This window comes from Flavobacterium adiutor (assembly GCF_048282555.1).
Classification (GTDB): Bacteria; Bacteroidota; Bacteroidia; order Flavobacteriales; family Flavobacteriaceae; genus Flavobacterium.
The window spans coordinates 3,200,691-3,218,829 of record NZ_CP182487.1 but is presented as its reverse complement, the minus strand read 5'-3'; the positions used below and the strand labels follow the sequence as shown (position 1 = coordinate 3,218,829).

Annotated in this window: 18 protein-coding genes; 10 read left to right on the top strand and 8 right to left on the bottom strand. The window is 33.8% G+C overall.

Features of this window, described 5'->3' with window-relative positions; all coding sequences use genetic code 11:
• The first annotated feature begins 44 nt into the window (after positions 1 to 44).
• Complete coding sequence (locus tag ACNC7R_RS13510; protein ID WP_417941598.1) at positions 45 to 1,787, top strand: DUF885 domain-containing protein; 1,743 nt, start codon at positions 45 to 47, stop codon at positions 1,785 to 1,787.
• Between the two features lie 65 nt (positions 1,788 to 1,852).
• Here ACNC7R_RS13510 and ACNC7R_RS13505 read toward each other — a convergent pair whose 3' ends face one another.
• The 4 genes from ACNC7R_RS13505 to ACNC7R_RS13490 form a co-directional block, all read right to left on the bottom strand.
• A complete protein-coding gene (locus ACNC7R_RS13505) occupies positions 1,853 to 2,824 on the bottom strand; it encodes a quinone oxidoreductase family protein (RefSeq protein ID WP_417941597.1) in 972 nt (323 codons plus the stop codon).
• Between the two features lie 78 nt (positions 2,825 to 2,902).
• Entirely contained in the window at positions 2,903 to 3,478 is a 576-nt protein-coding gene (locus ACNC7R_RS13500) for a Crp/Fnr family transcriptional regulator (protein ID WP_417941596.1), read from the bottom strand.
• 25 nt (positions 3,479 to 3,503) lie between these two features.
• Complete coding sequence (locus ACNC7R_RS13495; protein ID WP_417941595.1) at positions 3,504 to 3,983, bottom strand: hypothetical protein; 480 nt, start codon at positions 3,981 to 3,983, stop codon at positions 3,504 to 3,506.
• A 12-nt stretch (positions 3,984 to 3,995) separates the two neighbouring features.
• Positions 3,996 to 4,397, bottom strand: a complete 402-nt coding sequence (locus ACNC7R_RS13490; protein WP_417941594.1) for a glyoxalase — start codon at positions 4,395 to 4,397, stop codon at positions 3,996 to 3,998.
• 249 nt (positions 4,398 to 4,646) lie between these two features.
• Here ACNC7R_RS13490 and ACNC7R_RS13485 point away from each other — a divergent pair, with 249 nt between their 5' ends.
• Positions 4,647 to 5,030 carry an acyl-CoA thioesterase gene (locus ACNC7R_RS13485; RefSeq protein ID WP_025571465.1) on the top strand — a complete coding sequence of 128 codons (384 nt, stop codon included), beginning with the start codon at positions 4,647 to 4,649 and terminating at the stop codon, positions 5,028 to 5,030.
• A 100-nt stretch (positions 5,031 to 5,130) separates the two neighbouring features.
• Positions 5,131 to 5,556 carry a hypothetical protein gene (locus tag ACNC7R_RS13480; protein ID WP_417941593.1) on the top strand — a complete coding sequence of 142 codons (426 nt, stop codon included), beginning with the start codon at positions 5,131 to 5,133 and terminating at the stop codon, positions 5,554 to 5,556.
• A 40-nt stretch (positions 5,557 to 5,596) separates the two neighbouring features.
• On the opposite strand, the gene ACNC7R_RS13475 is transcribed toward ACNC7R_RS13480, so the two are convergent.
• Both ACNC7R_RS13475 and ACNC7R_RS13470 read right to left on the bottom strand, forming a co-directional pair.
• Positions 5,597 to 6,856, bottom strand: coding sequence for a mechanosensitive ion channel family protein (locus tag ACNC7R_RS13475; RefSeq protein WP_417941592.1), 1,260 nt, complete (start codon positions 6,854 to 6,856; stop codon positions 5,597 to 5,599).
• Entirely contained in the window at positions 6,849 to 7,136 is a 288-nt protein-coding gene (locus ACNC7R_RS13470; RefSeq protein ID WP_417941591.1) for a DUF3817 domain-containing protein, read from the bottom strand. The genes ACNC7R_RS13475 and ACNC7R_RS13470 overlap by 8 nt, the downstream gene beginning before the upstream one ends.
• A 102-nt stretch (positions 7,137 to 7,238) precedes the next feature.
• Here ACNC7R_RS13470 and ACNC7R_RS13465 point away from each other — a divergent pair, with 102 nt between their 5' ends.
• From ACNC7R_RS13465 to ACNC7R_RS13440, 6 genes are all read left to right on the top strand, one after another.
• Positions 7,239 to 7,772: a DUF6155 family protein gene (locus tag ACNC7R_RS13465; RefSeq protein WP_417941590.1), complete on the top strand. Its 534-nt coding sequence runs from the start codon at positions 7,239 to 7,241 to the stop codon at positions 7,770 to 7,772.
• Between the two features lie 108 nt (positions 7,773 to 7,880).
• Positions 7,881 to 9,419, top strand: a complete 1,539-nt coding sequence (locus ACNC7R_RS13460) for a DEAD/DEAH box helicase (protein ID WP_417941589.1) — start codon at positions 7,881 to 7,883, stop codon at positions 9,417 to 9,419.
• 251 nt (positions 9,420 to 9,670) lie between these two features.
• A complete protein-coding gene (locus ACNC7R_RS13455) occupies positions 9,671 to 10,873 on the top strand; it encodes a tetratricopeptide repeat protein (protein ID WP_417941588.1) in 1,203 nt (400 codons plus the stop codon).
• Between the two features lie 104 nt (positions 10,874 to 10,977).
• Entirely contained in the window at positions 10,978 to 12,024 is a 1,047-nt protein-coding gene (locus tag ACNC7R_RS13450; RefSeq protein ID WP_417941587.1) for an o-succinylbenzoate synthase, read from the top strand.
• A 93-nt stretch (positions 12,025 to 12,117) separates the two neighbouring features.
• Complete coding sequence (locus tag ACNC7R_RS13445; protein ID WP_417941586.1) at positions 12,118 to 12,591, top strand: CYTH domain-containing protein; 474 nt, start codon at positions 12,118 to 12,120, stop codon at positions 12,589 to 12,591.
• Between the two features lie 6 nt (positions 12,592 to 12,597).
• Entirely contained in the window at positions 12,598 to 13,566 is a 969-nt protein-coding gene (locus ACNC7R_RS13440; protein WP_417941585.1) for a YpdA family putative bacillithiol disulfide reductase, read from the top strand.
• A 418-nt stretch (positions 13,567 to 13,984) separates the two neighbouring features.
• Here the strand turns inward: ACNC7R_RS13440 and ACNC7R_RS13435 are convergent, their stop codons facing one another.
• Both ACNC7R_RS13435 and msrA read right to left on the bottom strand, forming a co-directional pair.
• On the bottom strand, positions 13,985 to 15,553 hold the full coding sequence (locus ACNC7R_RS13435; RefSeq protein WP_417941584.1) for a protein adenylyltransferase SelO: 1,569 nt from the start codon (positions 15,551 to 15,553) through the stop codon (positions 13,985 to 13,987).
• A gap of 6 nt (positions 15,554 to 15,559) precedes the next feature.
• On the bottom strand, positions 15,560 to 16,093 hold the full coding sequence (msrA, locus tag ACNC7R_RS13430; RefSeq protein WP_417941583.1) for a peptide-methionine (S)-S-oxide reductase MsrA: 534 nt from the start codon (positions 16,091 to 16,093) through the stop codon (positions 15,560 to 15,562).
• A gap of 289 nt (positions 16,094 to 16,382) precedes the next feature.
• Here msrA and ACNC7R_RS13425 point away from each other — a divergent pair, with 289 nt between their 5' ends.
• Positions 16,383 to 17,876, top strand: a complete 1,494-nt coding sequence (locus ACNC7R_RS13425) for an aminotransferase class V-fold PLP-dependent enzyme (RefSeq protein ID WP_417941582.1) — start codon at positions 16,383 to 16,385, stop codon at positions 17,874 to 17,876.
• Positions 17,877 to 18,139 lie beyond the last annotated feature (263 nt).

Genomic DNA, 18,139 nt, shown 5'->3' with positions numbered 1-18,139 from the left:
CTGATTTAATTATTTAAGATAAATATTATTTGATTCATCAAAATATGAAAAAACTGTTTCTTTCGATTTTTACATTTACATTATTTATTTGCTGCAATAAAAGTATGAAGTCTGATGATGACAAAGCTTTAGATAAAAAATTTGACAAATATAAAGATGGTTTTGTAACCCATTTATGGGAAATTAATCCGGGATGGGCATCTGCTGTAGGTTATCATAAATTAGACAGCGTTTTGGTGATTCCTGATGCATCCGCAGACAAGATACAGCTTGATTTTGCAAATGCGCAGTTAGACTCCTTAAAGAAATATGATATTGAAAATCTATCCGATAAGAATAAAACAGATTATCACATGATAAAAAATCATTTGGAATCTGTAATTTTCGGTATCAAAGAATTGAAATCTTCACAATGGAATCCATCCGAATATAATGTCTGTGGTGCATTTGCAGAAATTTTAAATGGCAAATATGATTCTCTTGAAGTTCGTCTGCACTCTTTTAATGCAAAAATGAATGCGATTCCGGCTTATTACGAAGCGGCTAAAAAGAATATCAAAAACCCAACAATTGAACATACAGAACTTGCAATTGCCCAAAATTTGGGCGGTTCTTCTGTTTTTGAAGCAGATTTAAATGATGCTCTTGCGAAAAGTAAACTTGCTCCGGCAGAGAAAAAAGAAATTCAGGACAAAGCAAAAGTTTCGGTAAAAGCAATTAAGGATTATGCTGACTGGCTTAAAAATCTGCCAAATAAAACGCCTCGCTCTTTTAGATTAGGAGCTGATTTGTATGCTAAAAAATTTAGTTTTGATATTCAGTCTGGTTATTCTACAGATGAAATTTATAAAATCGCTGTCGATCACAAAAAAGATCTTCATGATAAAATGTTTACCCTTGCTGATAAACTTTGGACTAAATATAAAGGAAGTGAAGCAAAGCCGACAAATAAACTGGATGTAATCAAACAGGTTATTGATCAGATTTCATTACAACATACAACTCCTGAAAAGTTCCAGTCTGAAATTGAAAAACAGATTCCTGAGCTGACAGCTTATGTAAAAGCCAAAGATTTATTGTACATCGATCCGTCAAAACCACTCGTTGTTCGTAAAGAACCTGCTTATATGGCAGGAGTTGCGGGGGCTTCCATTTCTGCTCCGGGGCCTTATGACAAAAACGGAAATACCTATTATAACGTTGGCAGCATGTCTGGCTGGACAGCCGAAAATGCTGAAAGTTATCTGAGGGAATACAACGATTATATTTTACAGATTTTAAATATTCACGAAGCAATTCCGGGACATTATACACAACTGGTTTACAGTAATCAGTCGCCAAGTATTATCAAATCTATTCTTGGGAATGGTGCTATGATTGAAGGCTGGGCCGTTTATGCAGAAAAGATGATGCTGGAAAGCGGTTATAAAAATTCTGATGAGATGTGGCTGATGTATTATAAATGGAATTTAAGAGCGACTTGTAATACTATTTTGGATATTAGTGTTCATACCAAAAATATGTCTAAAGAAGCTGCTTTAGATTTACTTATTAAAGAAGCTTTCCAACAACAGGCAGAAGCAGAAGGAAAATGGAAACGCGTTACGTTATCTCAGGTACAATTATGTTCTTATTTCACAGGTTACACCGAAATTTATAATTTAAGGGAAGAGCTTAAAAATAAAGAAGGTGAAAATTTTAACCTGAAAAAATTCCATGAAAAATTTCTAAGCTTTGGAAGTGCCCCGGTTAAATATATCAGGGAGTTAATGTTATCTGAAAATTAAATTTTTAAGATTATTGATTATAAAAAGGGTTTGATAATTAATTTTATCGAACCCTTTTGATTTTCTTAGATATTTACAACCAATCGTCTGCCATCTGAAAGTTCAGTATTCCATGCTTTTTCAATATCGCTTAAATTTACATTTTCAATATTAATTTTTAATTTGTTTTGGGCAGCCAAAAGTAACATTTCGGGAAGTATTTCAGTAAATAATAATCTGACTTCAGTTTTTGACCAGCTTCCTAAGCCTGAACCCGACAGATGTAAATCGACACTTCTTAAAATCGATGCTGATAATTTAATAGTATCTCCTGACATCGCACCAATTGAAATATAGCGCACTTTGTGTGAAAATGCCCCATTGCCTTTCAAAGAACTAAAAATCAATTCTGCGGAATGCCCCCAAATATAATCCAGTACAATATCAATAGGATTGTTTAGGTAAATTTCTTTAAGTTGGTGTATGATTTCGTCGTCATTTTGTTTTAGAGAAATGATTTCATCTGCACCTAAATTTAATAAATTTTGAAGTGCATTTTCATTTCGTCCTGTTGCAATTATTTTTGCTGCGCCGTAATGTCTTGCAATCTGAATTGCTATTTGACCAGTAAAACCTGTTGCACCATTAATTAAAACAATTTCTCCAGATTTTATTTCGGATCTGAAACGAAGTGCCATAGCTGATCCTGCAACTGCATTGGGTATGGCTGCGGCGATAGCAGTATCAATTTCTTCAGGCAGCGGGACCATTCTGGTTTTATCTACAACTGCTTTTTCAGCAATTGTACCGGAGATTCCACGAACATAGACTCTTGTTCCGTTTTCAAGTAAACCAATACCATCACTTCCGATTATGACTTTCTCCTGATTTTCATTTTCTGCCGAATAATGTTTACCGCTTACGATTCCTTTTTCCAGATTTGTAATTGCAACTGCTTTCATCGCAATTAAAACCTCATTTTCATTGATTGCAATTGGCTCTTGCAATTCTGCATATTTAGGCAATTCACCTTTTTTATAAACTACTGCTGCTTTCATATATAATAAATTTTATGAAGCAAATTTAGATAGCGGTTTATACTTAGACGATAACATTTGTTATCAAATGAAATTCGATTATTTTTCGTGAAGTAATTTGCTTTTGATACGGCTTAAGTGTACTTTGCTTACTCCAAGATAAGATGCAATATAATGTTGCGGAACCCGATAAGGAATCTGGGGTCTTTCTTCTATTAAGTTAAGATAACGTTTTGTAGGTGAGTCTTTTATAAATGACACAAAGTGTTTCATATAATCAAACGTGCGTTCAAAAAGTATGTTGATAAAACGGTCTCGTAATGCTGGAATATCCTTAATGTCTTCAATAATTCGATCAACATCTTTTTTATGAATCCACCACAAAACAGAAGGCTCTATAGTTTCTACAATAACAGGACTTGGAAATTTTTTAATAAAACTTTCAATAGAAGCCACACTTTGATTTTCAAAAAAGAACTGAGTAGTAATGTCTTTGCCATTATTATTAACCCAAACCCGAATACAGCCTTTTTCAATTATAAAAAGCTTTTTTGAAATCTCGCCTTCTTCTAAAAGAATTGTTTTTGCATGAACTTCCATGCGATTGAAATAGCTTGTATATTCATGCCATTTTGAATCATCTAGGGGGAAATTATTTCGAAATTGGTCGAACATTATTTATAATATTAGTTGAAAATTACTAATCTACATTAGAATTATATCCTGTACGAGTCGATAAAATATGAATTATTATATGATTAAGAAAATCAATATTTTCAGGATTGATCTCAAGAGATAATTTTTGTGAAGAACTCCAAAATTTCTGTTTTATATCTGCAATTTTAATTGTTTCTGAAAAATAAGAGAAATTTGTATTGAAAGAAAAATAGTTATCTTTTGTTTTTCTTAAACTTTTATTCAGATTGAAAAAAAGTTTAATTTCAGAAATTTCACTAATATCTTTTGTTTTTTCTTTATTTTGAAATAGAATTTTATATTTAGAAGAACTAAAAGGAGGATTGTGACTTTGAAGCTCTAAAATAAGATTGTCCTTAGAATCAAAAATTTTTACTAAATTCTTTTTTAGCCAATTAAATTTAATTGTTGAATAAAACAATAAGTCATTATTTTTATAGGCAAACAGACTTTGTTTTTTATCTTCTAAAATTTCGACGGTCATAAAAATTACTTTTTAATAAGACTCCTCTTCAAACAACTGCACCTGACTTTTCAGTCTGTCAGTCAGTAAATTCATCATTCGTTTATTTAAACTTGATGAATTCTGGATATAGGTGTTATATTCTTCAATAGTAAAAAGCGCCATAACAATCCCTTTTAAAGAGTTTCTGAATTTGATATCTTTTTGGATAGAGTTTTCGATTGTCTGTAGTTTCTTTTCGACTGGGTAAGAATAAAAATCAGCTTTGTTTTTATTTACATAGTTGATGAAGACAGCAATGAATAAATCATTCTGAAGTTTTAAAATAGGTCTAATGGTTTGATTTTGAAATATTTCATCAGAAGATGACTGAGCGCTTACGGTTCCTAAAGTTTCGCCTCTGAATTCTCTTAAAAAAGTGTCTCTTTCGCTCATGGTTTTTATTTAAAGTTATAAAAATATCTTTTATAAAAATGCATATTACCGATTTAGTTGCTGACAAATTCTACAAGAAATAAGTTCATAAATTAAAATATTTCGTTGGCTTTAATATTTCAGCTTTTAAAAATGATTTTTGAAATAATTCGGCAGCAAATTTTTGAATTATTGAAATCGTAAGGATTACTAAAAAACATCATCCGATTATCAGAGTAAAAAACTATTTTTGCCATAATAAAATAAAATATGAGATTCCACACCAGAAAGTGGGTTAAACCCCAAGATTTAAATCCGAACGGAACTTTGTTTGGCGGACAGTTATTAGCCTGGATTGATGAAGAACTTGCTTTGTATTCAATCGTACAATTAGAAAACCCAAGAGTAGTGACCAAACACATGTCTGAAATCAATTTTAAAAGTTCAGCAAGACAAGGAGATATTGTAGAAATTGGAATCGATGTGGTAAAATTTGGAACTACTTCTTTAGTGCTCAAATGTGCTGTAAGAAATATGATGACCCGTGAAATCATCATAACAATTGATCATACTACAATGGTTAATTTAGGTGAGGACGGAAAACCAAAACCACATGGGAAAACGAAAATAGAATTCGTAAAAGATCGTTTATAAATTATTACATATACAACCATATAACTAAAATAAGTTCGTGTAACTTTTCGTTAACCTTCTATATTAATTAATATTCTTAAATGGTAAAAAAACTCTTAAAATGTTTAAAAAAATCATAACGGCTTCAGTATTATTTGCTTTTTTAATTTCCTGTAATTCTAAAGAAGAAAAGGATAAATATAATCATGTTGTCTACAGGGCTGTAAACAATAAGGACACAGCGGTTTTAGCAATTCATATGAGTGATAAACGTTTTTATGGTCGCTATGAAATAGCTTACTATCAAATTGGTAAAGATTCAGGAGATGTAAAGGGAGATATAAAAGGTGATACTTTAAGAGGCGATTTTCATTATATATCTAACGGCGGAGGATGGAAAAGGATTCCAATTGCTTTATTAAAGAAAGAAAACAAACTGTTTTTAGGAAATGGCGTAATAGGAACTTATATGAACCTGCCATGTTTTTTGCCGGGAACGCTTAATTATCAGGATTCAGAATTTGTTTTTAAAGAGATTAAAAAATAGTTCAGATTCTCAGGTTTACTCTTGAAAGTCTGAACGAACTTTACTTGTCTAAATATCCAATAGCAGAAGGTAGTTCGAATAGTTCCAGATCAAAATATACAACAGAAGCCATAATGTGGTCAAAAATGTCAGCCATGATATACTCGTAATTGGCCCAGCGCTTGTCACTCGAAAATACATAAATTTCCAAGGGAACACCATGTGCGGTTGATTGCAGCTGCCGACAAACAATGTGCATGTTTTTATTTAATCCGGGATGATCTAAAAGATATTGTATAATATATTTTCTAAACAAACCTAAGTTGGTCATATTTCGCCCATTAAGACTCAGGGTTTTGTCTATACCCCGCAAATCATTGTATTTGTCAATTTCAGCTTGTCTTGATTCAATGTAAGAGGTGATCAATTGTATTTTTTTCATATGATGCAAATCTTCATCATTCAAAAAACGAATGCTGCTACTCTTAATCAGGATATGCCTCTTGATGCGTCTTCCGTCAGAGTTTTGCATACCTCGCCAGTTCTGAAATGAATCCGAACTTAAAGCGTATGTTGGAATAGTAGTAATGGTATTATCAAAATTACGGACTTTTACCGTTGTCAGGTTAATTTCGATCACATCGCCATCGGCACCAAATTTATCCATTGTAATCCAGTCACCAATCCGAACCATATCGTTTATGGATACTTGTACACTCGAAACAAATCCCAGGATTGTATCTCTGAATATCAGAATAATGATAGCTGAGAGTGTTCCTAAAATAGTCAGTAATTCGCCTCTTTTTATTCCGAATAACGTCGAAACAATAAGGGCAATTCCAAAAATCCAAAGCACGATCATAATGACCTGAACGAAACTATCAATCGGTTTGTCGCTGTATTCGGGTTTGTTTTTTAAATAATCGCGTAAAGCATTAAAAATAGTTCTGACAATCCATAAGGTAATCAGGACAATATAAACACCAACTATTTTTCCGAACATGAGTTCCCAGTATTCATACCGGTCCAAAATGATGGGAACAGCTTTGTAAATAAAGAAAAACGGAATTAAATAAGCGGTGTATTTGGTAGTTTTGTTGTTAATTAAATAGTCGTCAAACTTGGTTTTGGTACGCTGTGCAAAAATGGCTGTCAACGTAACCAGAACAAACTTGGCTACATAATAAATAGCATAAGCCAAAGCCAGCATGATGGCAATATTAAAGATCAGACTGATATAAGACGCAAAGTTGCGGCTCATCCCCCAATCCCTGAAAAGCGGATATAAAAAGTTGAATATTTTATCCAAAGGCTTATGCATTATTTTCTAAATATTTTTTCTCAACGTAGAACGTTCCAAACGGAATAAGAGAAGCAATCAAAATGATTCCGAATGTTTTCAAATCCCAGTTTTGAGATTTTCTTAGTAAAAAAGCCAATATAAGGTACCCTATAAATAAAATTCCGTGACTCATGCCTAACGGCTGTAATAAAGTATGATAGAATTCCGGATTATTTGTTTTAATAAAAAGCATATTGGCGAATAAAACCAAATAAGAGATTCCTTCTAAAATGGCAGTAACTTTAAAAATCTTAAGCATGATCTGTTTTTTGAATTAATAAGGGCAAAATTAAGTATTATACCTGATTATTGAAGTATGTATACTAAAAGTAATTTATTTTTGTAATCTTAAACTTTAAGTATGAGCAAACGTGATTTAAAAAAATATTTAACGGGACTAAATAAGGAACAACTTGAGGAGCAAATTATTGAACTCTATGAGAAATTTAGCCCTGTAAAAGTCTTTTATGACTTTGTTTTTAATCCGAAAGAAGACAAGCTTTTGCAGGAAAGCAAAACTAAAATCTCTCAGGAATATTTTCCTGTCAAAAAGCCCGGAGCAAAATGGCGTCCTAAGGCAAAGATGCGTCGTTCTGTAGCTCAAAAAATCATTAAACATTTTGTTTTATTGGGAGTTGATCCATTTGTAATTGCAGATGTGATGCTTTATAACATTGAAATTGCCCAGACTTATTCATCAGGAAATTTTATCAAACAGGAATTGTTTTATAAAAGCATGCTGAATTCTTTTGAACAGGCAGTAAATTTTGTGATTTCTAATGGTGTTTTAAGTGAATTCAAACCAAGAATTATGGCAATTCAACAAGAAACTATGCAACAAAAGTGGAAAAATAAACAGGAATTTCAAGCTATTTTAGACAAAATAGACCTATAAATGTGTTTCTCATAAAAAATCTTATTAAAAAAAAACATTTATTTTAGGTTAAAATACAATGAATAACTGTTTTTTAGGTGTACTTTTGCAAAAATCCAAAAAAATACAATGTCTCAAAATACTTTAGAAATAGAAAGAGAAGAGAAAAAAGAGCTTTATGCATACCAAAAGGGCGATATTGATGCCATTTTTGATCGTTTAGACAACGCTCCTCCTCAACATCATTTATTATACCAATTACCTACTGGTGGTGGAAAAACAGTAATCTTTTCTGAGATTGTTCGTCGTTATTTAGCAAATAATGATAAAAAAGTAGTCGTGCTGACACACCGTATCGAACTTTGCAAGCAGACTTCAAAAATGCTGAAAGGTTTTGGTGTTTCTAATAAAATCATCAACAGTAAAGTAAAAGAATTACCAGATCAAAACGATTATTCCTGTTTTGTTGCGATGGTTGAGACTTTGAAAAACCGTATTAATGATGAAAAACTACATCTTGATAATATTGGTTTGGTGATTATTGATGAGGCACATTACAATTCATTCAGAAAATTATTGAACTCATTCAAAAATGCTTTTATCCTAGGAGTAACCGCTACACCTTTGAGTTCCAATATAAAATTACCAATGAACCAGAGTTATCATGAACTTATTGTAGGAGATACTATTAGTTCATTAATAGAAAAAGGATTTCTTGCAAGGGCTACAACCTACAGCTATGATGTTGGTCTGACTTCATTAAAGGTAGGTATCAATGGTGATTATACGGTAAAATCTTCTGATGATTTGTATACAAATACCATGATGCAGGAGAAATTGCTGCATGCTTATACGGAGCGTTCTCTGGGTAAAAAGACTTTGATTTTTAATAACGGTATCCATACTTCATTATATGTTTATGATACTTTTAGGGAAGCAGGTTACGATATCAGGCATCTCGACAATACAAGCAGTTCAGAAGAAAGAAAAGAGATATTAGCATGGTTTAAAAAAACTCCGGATGCTATTTTAACTTCTGTCGGAATCTTAACGACAGGATTTGATGAACCTACAGTTGAAACAATTATTTTGAACAGAGCTACAAAATCATTGACATTATATTACCAGATGATTGGACGTGGATCCCGAAAATTGCCTGGTAAAGATGAATTTACAGTCATTGACCTCGGTAACAATGCAGCTCGTTTTGGTTTATGGAGTGAGCCGGTAAACTGGCAGCACATCTTTAAATCGCCAGAATTTTATTTGGAGAACTTACGTGATGATACCGAAATCGAAATGTTTTTCAAGTATAGTATGCCGCCTGAATTACGTGCAAAATTCAGTAAAACGGCTGATGTTACATTTGACGTTGATGAAGAACACAAATTAGCCATCAAACAAAATTTACGTTCTAAAATTGTATTAGATAAATCGCTGGAACAGCATGCAGCAATGTGTGTCGATAATACCGAAACACTTCAGGAAGCAAAAGCCTTGGCTAAAGAACTTGATGATGATATCGAATGCCGTATTAAGCGTTATGCAAAATGCCTAAGCCAGTGTAGTAAAAACTACCGCGAATGGCTGGTTGATGACTACAAGAAAAATTTGACGTTGTTAATTGGTAAAAAATATCGTGAAAAAATTATGAACGAACCGGATTGATGAAAATGTTTCAGGTTTAATGTTTCAGGTTTAAAAAATATCAAGACGTGCTGGTTGAACGCATTAAAGTTTGGCATTGAAATTGAAATTGATTTTTGAAATTGATTTTTGAAATTGATATTGAATTTTGCCATTGTTATTGAAATTGATTTTTAGAAGCTATTTCCTGCTGTCCACTGTATCTTTTGTGGCGAACCCCTCCACAAAAGGATGCCGTTCCCATCAGGGCTATAACGTGTAATCCATAAAAGATGAATTTGAAGAAAATTGTTGTTTTGTTTTTAATTGGTTCTTTTCATAGTCTTTTTGCGCAAAAAGACGGCTATTGGGACAAGGAACGCGCCACGACAAAAGAAATAATAGTATCTGCGGGCGACAGGATAACTGTTAAAACAGAAGATTTGCCTGTAGGGACTACTGAAGTCGTTTACAGGGTGACACTTCTTGATGAAAATCAGCAAATGGCAAACAGTCTGGTAAATGTGTTAAAAGCAATTCCTGATCCTTACGGGATAGGGCAGGGCTCTGCAGGCGCAGTATTACTTATGTCGAAAATATCAGGCGATGATAAATGCACTTATGCACTTTTTACGTCTGATTCAAATGCAAAAAAATACATTGATAACGGAAAAATTAACGATGCTTGTTATGCTCAGTCAGAACCGGTAAGTAAAGATGCCAAACGTTTATCAATGGATAAATCTTCCTGTCTGAATGCAAAAACTACTACAATTTGGTTTGGTTTCGAAAGTCAAAACTGGCTATTGAAACAAAAGATAGTCTTAGAAGTTGTGCCATGGGTTGATACCAAACTGAATCGTGGTTGGAATGTTGATAATAAAAGCGAAATTGTAAGTTTGTGCAAGACCTCTACAATGGCGCAAAAAATGGCCAATTCAGACGATTTTTGTGTATGTATCCTGGATAAGATCATGAAGCAATACCGTTATAGTGAATATCAAAAATTGCTTGCCATAGAAAAAACCAAAATTTATAAAGATTTTGGAAACGCTTGTTATAACGATGCTTCAATTTCTAAAAATGTATATCATGATTTACGTAATCAGGCAAATACGCTGATTAAACTTCAGAAATACAATGAAGCAATTCAGAAGCTAAACACAATTATAACAGCTGGAAAAGCAACGGCTCTGGATTACAGTTCTATTGGGTACAGTTATATTTTGACTAAACAATATGCAAAAGCCATCAAGTTTTTGAAAGAAGGAGAAAAGCTTGACGACACTGAGTTGTTGGTAAAGCTTAATTTAGCCCATGCTTATCTGGTTAGCGACGATTACAGTCAGGCAAAGGCAATTTATAAAAAATACCAGTCGCAAAACGTTACTGATAGTGTAAGCTGGATAGATAAAACCAAACAGGACTTTATACTTTTTCAAAAAGCAGGATTGCCTTCATCAGACTTTGAGAGGATTTTGAAACTGTATAATTAAAATATTTCCACCATTATAAGTGATTATAAGTCCATTTAAATTTGCCCACAAAGCTGACTTAAATTTTCTTATAATCACTTTTATGGTTTAAAAAAGCACCACATATGAAAGCTACTTACCACAAATATATGCTCGAATTCAAACGTCCTTCGGGGACGTCGAGAGGCATTATGACCGAAAAAGAAACCTGGTTTATTGTACTCGAAGAAAACGGCAAAAAGGGAATAGGAGAGTGTGGTATTCTAAGAGGGTTAAGTGCAGATGACCGAGAAGATTATGAAGAGAAATTAAACTGGGTTTGCCAAAATATTCATTTTGGTGAAAAAGCACTTTGGGAAAATTTACTGGAATTTCCTTCAATTCAATTCGGAATCGAAATGGCTTTTTTATCACTGAAAAGTGAAAATCCGTATGTGTTATTTCCTTCAGATTTCACCAATAATTCGAAATCAATTGTGATAAATGGTCTGGTCTGGATGGGAGAAGCAGCCTTTATGAAAGAACAGATTGAAGAAAAACTGGGGCAGGGATTTACTTGTATAAAACTCAAAATTGGAGCGATCGATTTTGAAAAAGAACTGGATTTATTACGCTTTATTCGTACTCATTTTACGGCTAAACAAATAGAAATCAGGGTTGATGCGAATGGCGCTTTTTCTTTAAATGACGCTTTAGATAAATTAAATCAATTATCTGGTTTTGAGTTGCATAGCATAGAGCAGCCTATTCAAAAAAAACACACTGACAGTATGGCAGAGTTGTGTAAAAATACTCCTTTTCCTATTGCTTTGGATGAAGAACTGATTGGAGTATTTTCATTGGAAGAAAAAGAGGCACTTTTACAAAAAATAAAACCACAATACATCATTTTGAAGCCAAGTTTTGTCGGAGGATTTCGCGGAACTCAGGAGTGGATCACGCTCGCACAAAAATACAATATCGGCTGGTGGATTACTTCAGCATTGGAAAGCAATATTGGTTTAAATGCAATTGCGCAATGGACGTTTTTACAAAATTCTGATATGCCTCAGGGATTAGGTACTGGAGCACTTTACACCAATAATATTGATTGTCCATTAGAGGTTTTGAACGGGCAATTATGGTACAGCAAAACTAAAAACTGGGATACTTCATTTTTAGAAAAAATCTAATAAAATCGCTTTTTTGTCTTTTCAAAATCAGAATAAATAAATTCAGTTTTGCGCTAAATTAAGTAACTTGCATTAAATTTAATTGCAGAAGTAATGGTTGAAATTGAAAGAAAGTTTCTTGTGAAATCTGACGAATTCAAAGCACAGGCTTTCGCCCAAAATAAAATCGCGCAGGGCTATTTAAGCTCACTTCCGGAAAGAACAGTCCGCATTCGTATTAAAGGTGAAAAAGGATTCATTACGATAAAAGGAATTGGTCATCATGGCGGTATGACGCGTTTTGAATGGGAGAATGAAATTCCGTTAGGCGAAGCACAGGAATTACTGAAATTATGTGAAAAAGGTAAGATTGAAAAAACACGTTTTGAAATTCAATCCGGGAATCACATTTTTGAAGTGGATGAATTTTATGGAGAAAACGAAGGTCTTGTTATGGCGGAAATTGAACTTGAATCTGAAAATGAATCTTTTGAAAAACCCGACTGGCTGGGTGATGAGGTGACCAATGATGAACGATACTACAATGCTTATCTGAGTAAAAAACCTTTTAAAGACTGGGAAAAATAGTAAGTTATGACACAATCATACGATCTGATTATTGTAGGAGGCGGTCCAATCGGACTTGCATGCGCAATTGAAGCTCAAAAGAAAAACCTGAATTATCTGATTATCGAAAAAGGTGCAATTGTAAACAGTATTTTCAATTATCCTTTGTATATGACTTTTTTTTCTACGGCTGAGAGGCTTGAAATTGGGAATATTCCGTTTAATTGTCTCGCACCAAAACCAGGTCGTCAGGAGGCTTTGGAATATTACCGAAATATTCACCGTTATTTTAATTTTAATATCAATTTATTTGAAAAAGTTACTGAAATTTACAAATTAGAAAATCAGCTTTTTAACATCACAACAGATAAAAATCTTTATGAAGCCAAAAATGTAGTTATTGCAACAGGATTTTATGATATTCCGATCGAAATGAATGTAAAAGGCGAAGAGTTATCTAAAGTTCGTCATTACTACAAAGAAGCGCATGAATATGCTTTTAGAGATGTTTTGGTTGTAGGAGCCAATAATTCTTCTGTGGATGCTGCTTTGGAATGCTGGCGAAAAGGGGCTAATGTGACGATGGTGATTCGGAAAACGGAAATTAATAATCGCGTAAAATACTGGGTTAAACCTGATATTGAAAACCGAATTGCAGAAGGCAGTATAAAAGCCTATTTTGAATCAAATATTACTGAAATTCGAGAGAATGAAGTTGAAATAGAGACACCAAAAGGCAAAGTCACTATTAAAAACGATTTTGTCCTGGCATTAACCGGTTACAAACCGGACTTGTCTTTTCTTCAAAAAATGGGCATTGAGTTATCTGATGATGAATTGAAAATACCAACTTACAATACAGAAACGATGGAAACGAATGTTTCTGGTTTGTTTTTAGCCGGAGTCGTTTGCGGTGGCATGGAGACACATAAATGGTTTATAGAAAACTCGCGCATTCATGCCAGTATGATTGTAGAATATATTACTTCAAAGTAAATTTTAATCAGATAAGTTAAATATTCTTTTAGTCGTCACTTCGAGTGATTTTAAATATTAATGCGATAGCTTTAATGTTTGAAATTGTATCGAGAAGTCTTATGGATACTAACGTTCTTGATACTATGTTATAATTTTCTATCGCAAATTATAACTCAACTCGAACTGGCGAATTCTTAACTTAACCCGTTGGGTGAAATTAGTTTTTGATGATTAATTTTCGTCTGTCTGATTGATTTTCGATAGAAAATTATATCGAGAACAGAAAATTATCATTAAAAAGGTTCTTGATACATTTTTTTGTTCCGTTGCTCTCCACAAAAAAACACTCGAACTGATGATTTAAATAATTTTTCACCCAACGGGTTAACTTAATGATTTGTTTTAAGCGAGTTGCATTAAAGTGCCAAAACAGATTTTATGAACTACAAGAAAGCATAGAACACCCAACTTTTGAGCGTGCCCAGTCCGGTCTTTTTGCAAACCATTTTTCATATTCCGGCTGTTCGTCATAAGGTTTTTTTAGTAACTGATATAATTCTGAAATTAACGAATAATCTTCCTTGTCAGCTCTATCAATGGCTAATTGCGCCATGTAGTTTCGCAATACATATTTAGGGTTGACGGAATTTTGAAGCGCAATTCGTTCTTCATCTGAAGTGTTTTCAAGATTTAGACGTTCCAAGTAATTGGTAAACCACAAGAGCCAGTTGTCTTTAATGGTGTCTTTAAGCTCTTCAGGTTTGTAAAAGGCATCTTCAATAGATTGCAGTGCTTTTTCTGCCGAATCACTTTTTCTGATTTTATTCAGATTACGATAAAAAATAGTCATATCCGTTTCAGATAATTGCAGATTTGACTCCAGATAGTCTATAAATTCATCATCGCTATCCGCTTGGGAAATGATGCCTAATTTTCCTAAAATCATTTTTTTATAATCAGAATTAAAATCGGTTATAAATGATTCTAATATTTTTTCCAAAGGCTCGGCTTCATTGATTAAAGGATAAAGCGCATTCGCTAATTGAAATAAATTCCACTGTGCGACCTGAGGCTGATTCCCGAAACGATATCTTCGGTTTTGGCTGTCGGTTGTATTAGGTGTCCAGTTTGGATCGTAATTTTCCAGCCAACCGTAAGGGCCATAATCAATTGTAATTCCGTGAATCGACATATTATCAGTGTTCATCACGCCATGAACAAAGCCTACACGCTGCCAGTTCAAAATCATTTCTCTGGTTGTATCAGCTACGGTTTTAAAAAACTGTATATATTGCTCTTTAGGCTCTCCTTTAATTTCTGGAAAATAATATTTGATATTGTATGCAACGAATTCTTTCAGATTTTTAAGCTCATTTCGGGCAGTAAGCATTTCAAAACTTCCAAAACGAATAAAAGAAGGCGCAACACGGCATACAATAGCTCCTTTTTCGTAAGCAGGATTACCATTGTACAAAATGTCACGAAGTACCTCATCTCCTGATAATATCAACGAAAGTGATCGGGTAGTAGGGACACCTAGATAATACATGGCCTCTGCGCATAAATATTCACGAATAGAAGAGCGCAAAACAGCTAATCCATCAGCCGTTCTTGAATAAGGTGTTTTTCCGGCTCCTTTGAGCTGTAAAGTATAAAACTGATTGTTTTGTTCTACTTCTGTTAAATTAATTGCGCGTCCATCTCCAAGTTGCCCTGCCCAATTCCCAAATTGATGTCCGGCATAACACATCGCATAAGGATGTGTCTCCGGCAAAATTTCTTTTCCTGAAAAAACATTTAAAAATTCTTCAGTCTTAATTTCATCTGCTGAAATTCCAATTAATTCCGCAACTTCTTCTGAAGCATGGATTAATTTAGGTTCAGTTGGTGTTGTTGGTTTTACATAAGAGAAAAGTGTATTAAGAACCTGACGGGTTTCATTAGTTTCGTTAGGGTCTGCAGGCAATTCGGTTGTAAAACGATTATGTATTTTTAAGTGTTTCATTACGGTTTATTCCATTAATTTGTCAGCATACATTTTTTTTAACTTATACACTTTCGGATCAATTACCATCCGGCAATAACCTGCTTCCGGGTTTTCATTGTAATAATTTTGATGGTCTTCTTCGGCTTCATAAAATACCTGAAATGGTTTTAGCTGCGTTACGATAGGATTTGAAAAAACAGATTTCAGTTCCTCAAAAACCTTTTCGGCTGTTTCTTTTTGGATAGTATCATGATATAAAATTACTGAGCGATACTGAGTACCTACATCAGCTCCCTGACGGTTTAGCGTTGTCGGATCATGGCTCGTCATGAAAATCGTAATTAAGTCATGGTAAGAAAGGATGTCAGGATTGAAAACGACTTGTACTACCTCTGCGTGACCGGTACGTCCGGTACATACTTCCCGGTAGGCAGGATTTTTAATCTGTCCGTCTGAATAGCCTGATTTTATTGTCTCAACACCTTTAAGACGCTGTATAATCGCTTCAATACACCAGAAACATCCTCCTCCAAAGGTTGCAATTGCTTGATTTTTCATGTTTTACGTTTTTACTTTCTGAAATTTCGGTAAAATGATAGTTTTATCAAATTTACCACTATTTATATAGATTCTAATCAGAATAAAAGTTAATTGAATTATAAATAAAATATGAAATCAATTATTTTCTATTTATTCTAGTGGTTATATAGGTAATGTTAGTAAATTGATTAAAAAAGGAATGTTTTTGTAATGATAATATTGCATAAGTTAAATTTTGAAGTTTATTATTGATGAATTAACAATTTTGACAAAAAGGAATATATTTGTATGCAAATAAAAAGCACAAATGAGTACTAAAATTAAAAACTCTTCATTAGAGATGTATTTCGAACGTTTTCGAAAAAACATAGTAGGTATAGATCAGGAATTTGATTCTCCTTATGGGAAAAAACAAATTATTTATACCGACTGGACTGCGAGCGGAAGATTGTATCGTCCAATTGAAGAAAAACTTTTAAATAAATTTGGACCTTTTGTTGCTAATACCCATACCGAAACTACTGTTTCAGGTACTGCCATGACTAAAGCATATCATCATGCACGTCATATTATCAAGCGTCATACAAATGCAAGTTCTGATGATGTTTTGATTACGGATGGTACCGGAATGACTGGAGTTGTCAATAAATTCCAGCGAATTTTAGGATTGAAAGTGCCTGAAAACCTAAAAGCTTTCACTAATATCCCGGCTGAGAAAAAACCAATTGTTTTTATTTCACACATGGAACATCACTCGAATCAGACTTCGTGGCTGGAAACCATTGCAGATGTTGAGATAATTCCGTGTTCTGAAACTGAAAAAGGACTTTTTAGTCTGGATAATCTGAAACAATTGCTTGAAAAATATAAAGACAGAACGATAAAAATTGCTTCGATTACGGCATGTTCCAACGTAACCGGATTGAAAACGCCTTTTCATGATGTAGCAAAATTAATGCATCAGTATAATGGAGTTTGTTTTGTAGATTTTGCCTGTTCAGGTCCGTATGTGCAAATCGATATGCATCCTGAAGATCCGGAAGCCTATCTGGATGCTATTTTCTTTTCACCTCATAAATTTTTAGGTGGTCCGGGAACATCAGGAGTTTTGATCTTTAATAAAAAATTATACAATAATATGATTCCGGATTGTCCGGGCGGAGGAACTGTGAGCTGGACAAATCCGTGGGGAGAACATAAATACATTGATAATATTGAAGACCGTGAAGATGGTGGAACACCCGGTTTTCTGCAGGTGATAAAAACGGCGCTTGCAATTGAGCTCAAAGAAGAGATGGGAATTGAAAACATTCTGAAACGAGAGCATGAAATTGTAGAGTTTGTTTTTCAAGAACTGAATCCTGTGTCGAATATTAATATTCTGGCAGGGCATCATCAGGAGAGGTTAGGAGTGATTTCGTTTTTTATAGATGATCTGCATTTTAATTTGGGTGTAAAATTACTGAATGACAGATTTGGTATCCAGACTAGAGGAGGCTGCAGTTGTGCCGGAACGTACGGGCATTTCTTATTGCATGTCGATCAGGAAACTTCAAGTAAACTCGTTAACGAAATTACGATTGGCGATTTGATCAAAAAACCGGGCTGGATCAGAATGTCAATTCATCCGACGACTACAAATGAAGAAATTGCTTTTGTTTGTGAAAGTATTAAAGAACTCGCTGAAAATCACGAAATTTGGAAACTGGATTATGAGTATGATAAAAATACGAATGAGTTTGTGCATAAAAAGGCTACTTCGTTTGAAGATGGGTTGGTGGCCGGTTGGTTTAGGTCTTAAGTCTGAAAAATAAATTTTATATAAGCCCGATAGGTTCATAACCTGTCGGGTTTGTTGTTCTTATGAAATTATAATTTTCTAACCTAGCCCCGATAGCAGTGAAAATCCTTTTGTGCCGGGGTTCGGCACAAAAGATTGTAACGTATAGCGGGACTTTTGGCCTTAAAAATTACAAAATGATGTGCTTCTGATCAATTAACTGATAATCATGCCTGTTTTTGTTGGCTGTTACAAATAAATGTATTAATTTTGCAGTCCTTTTG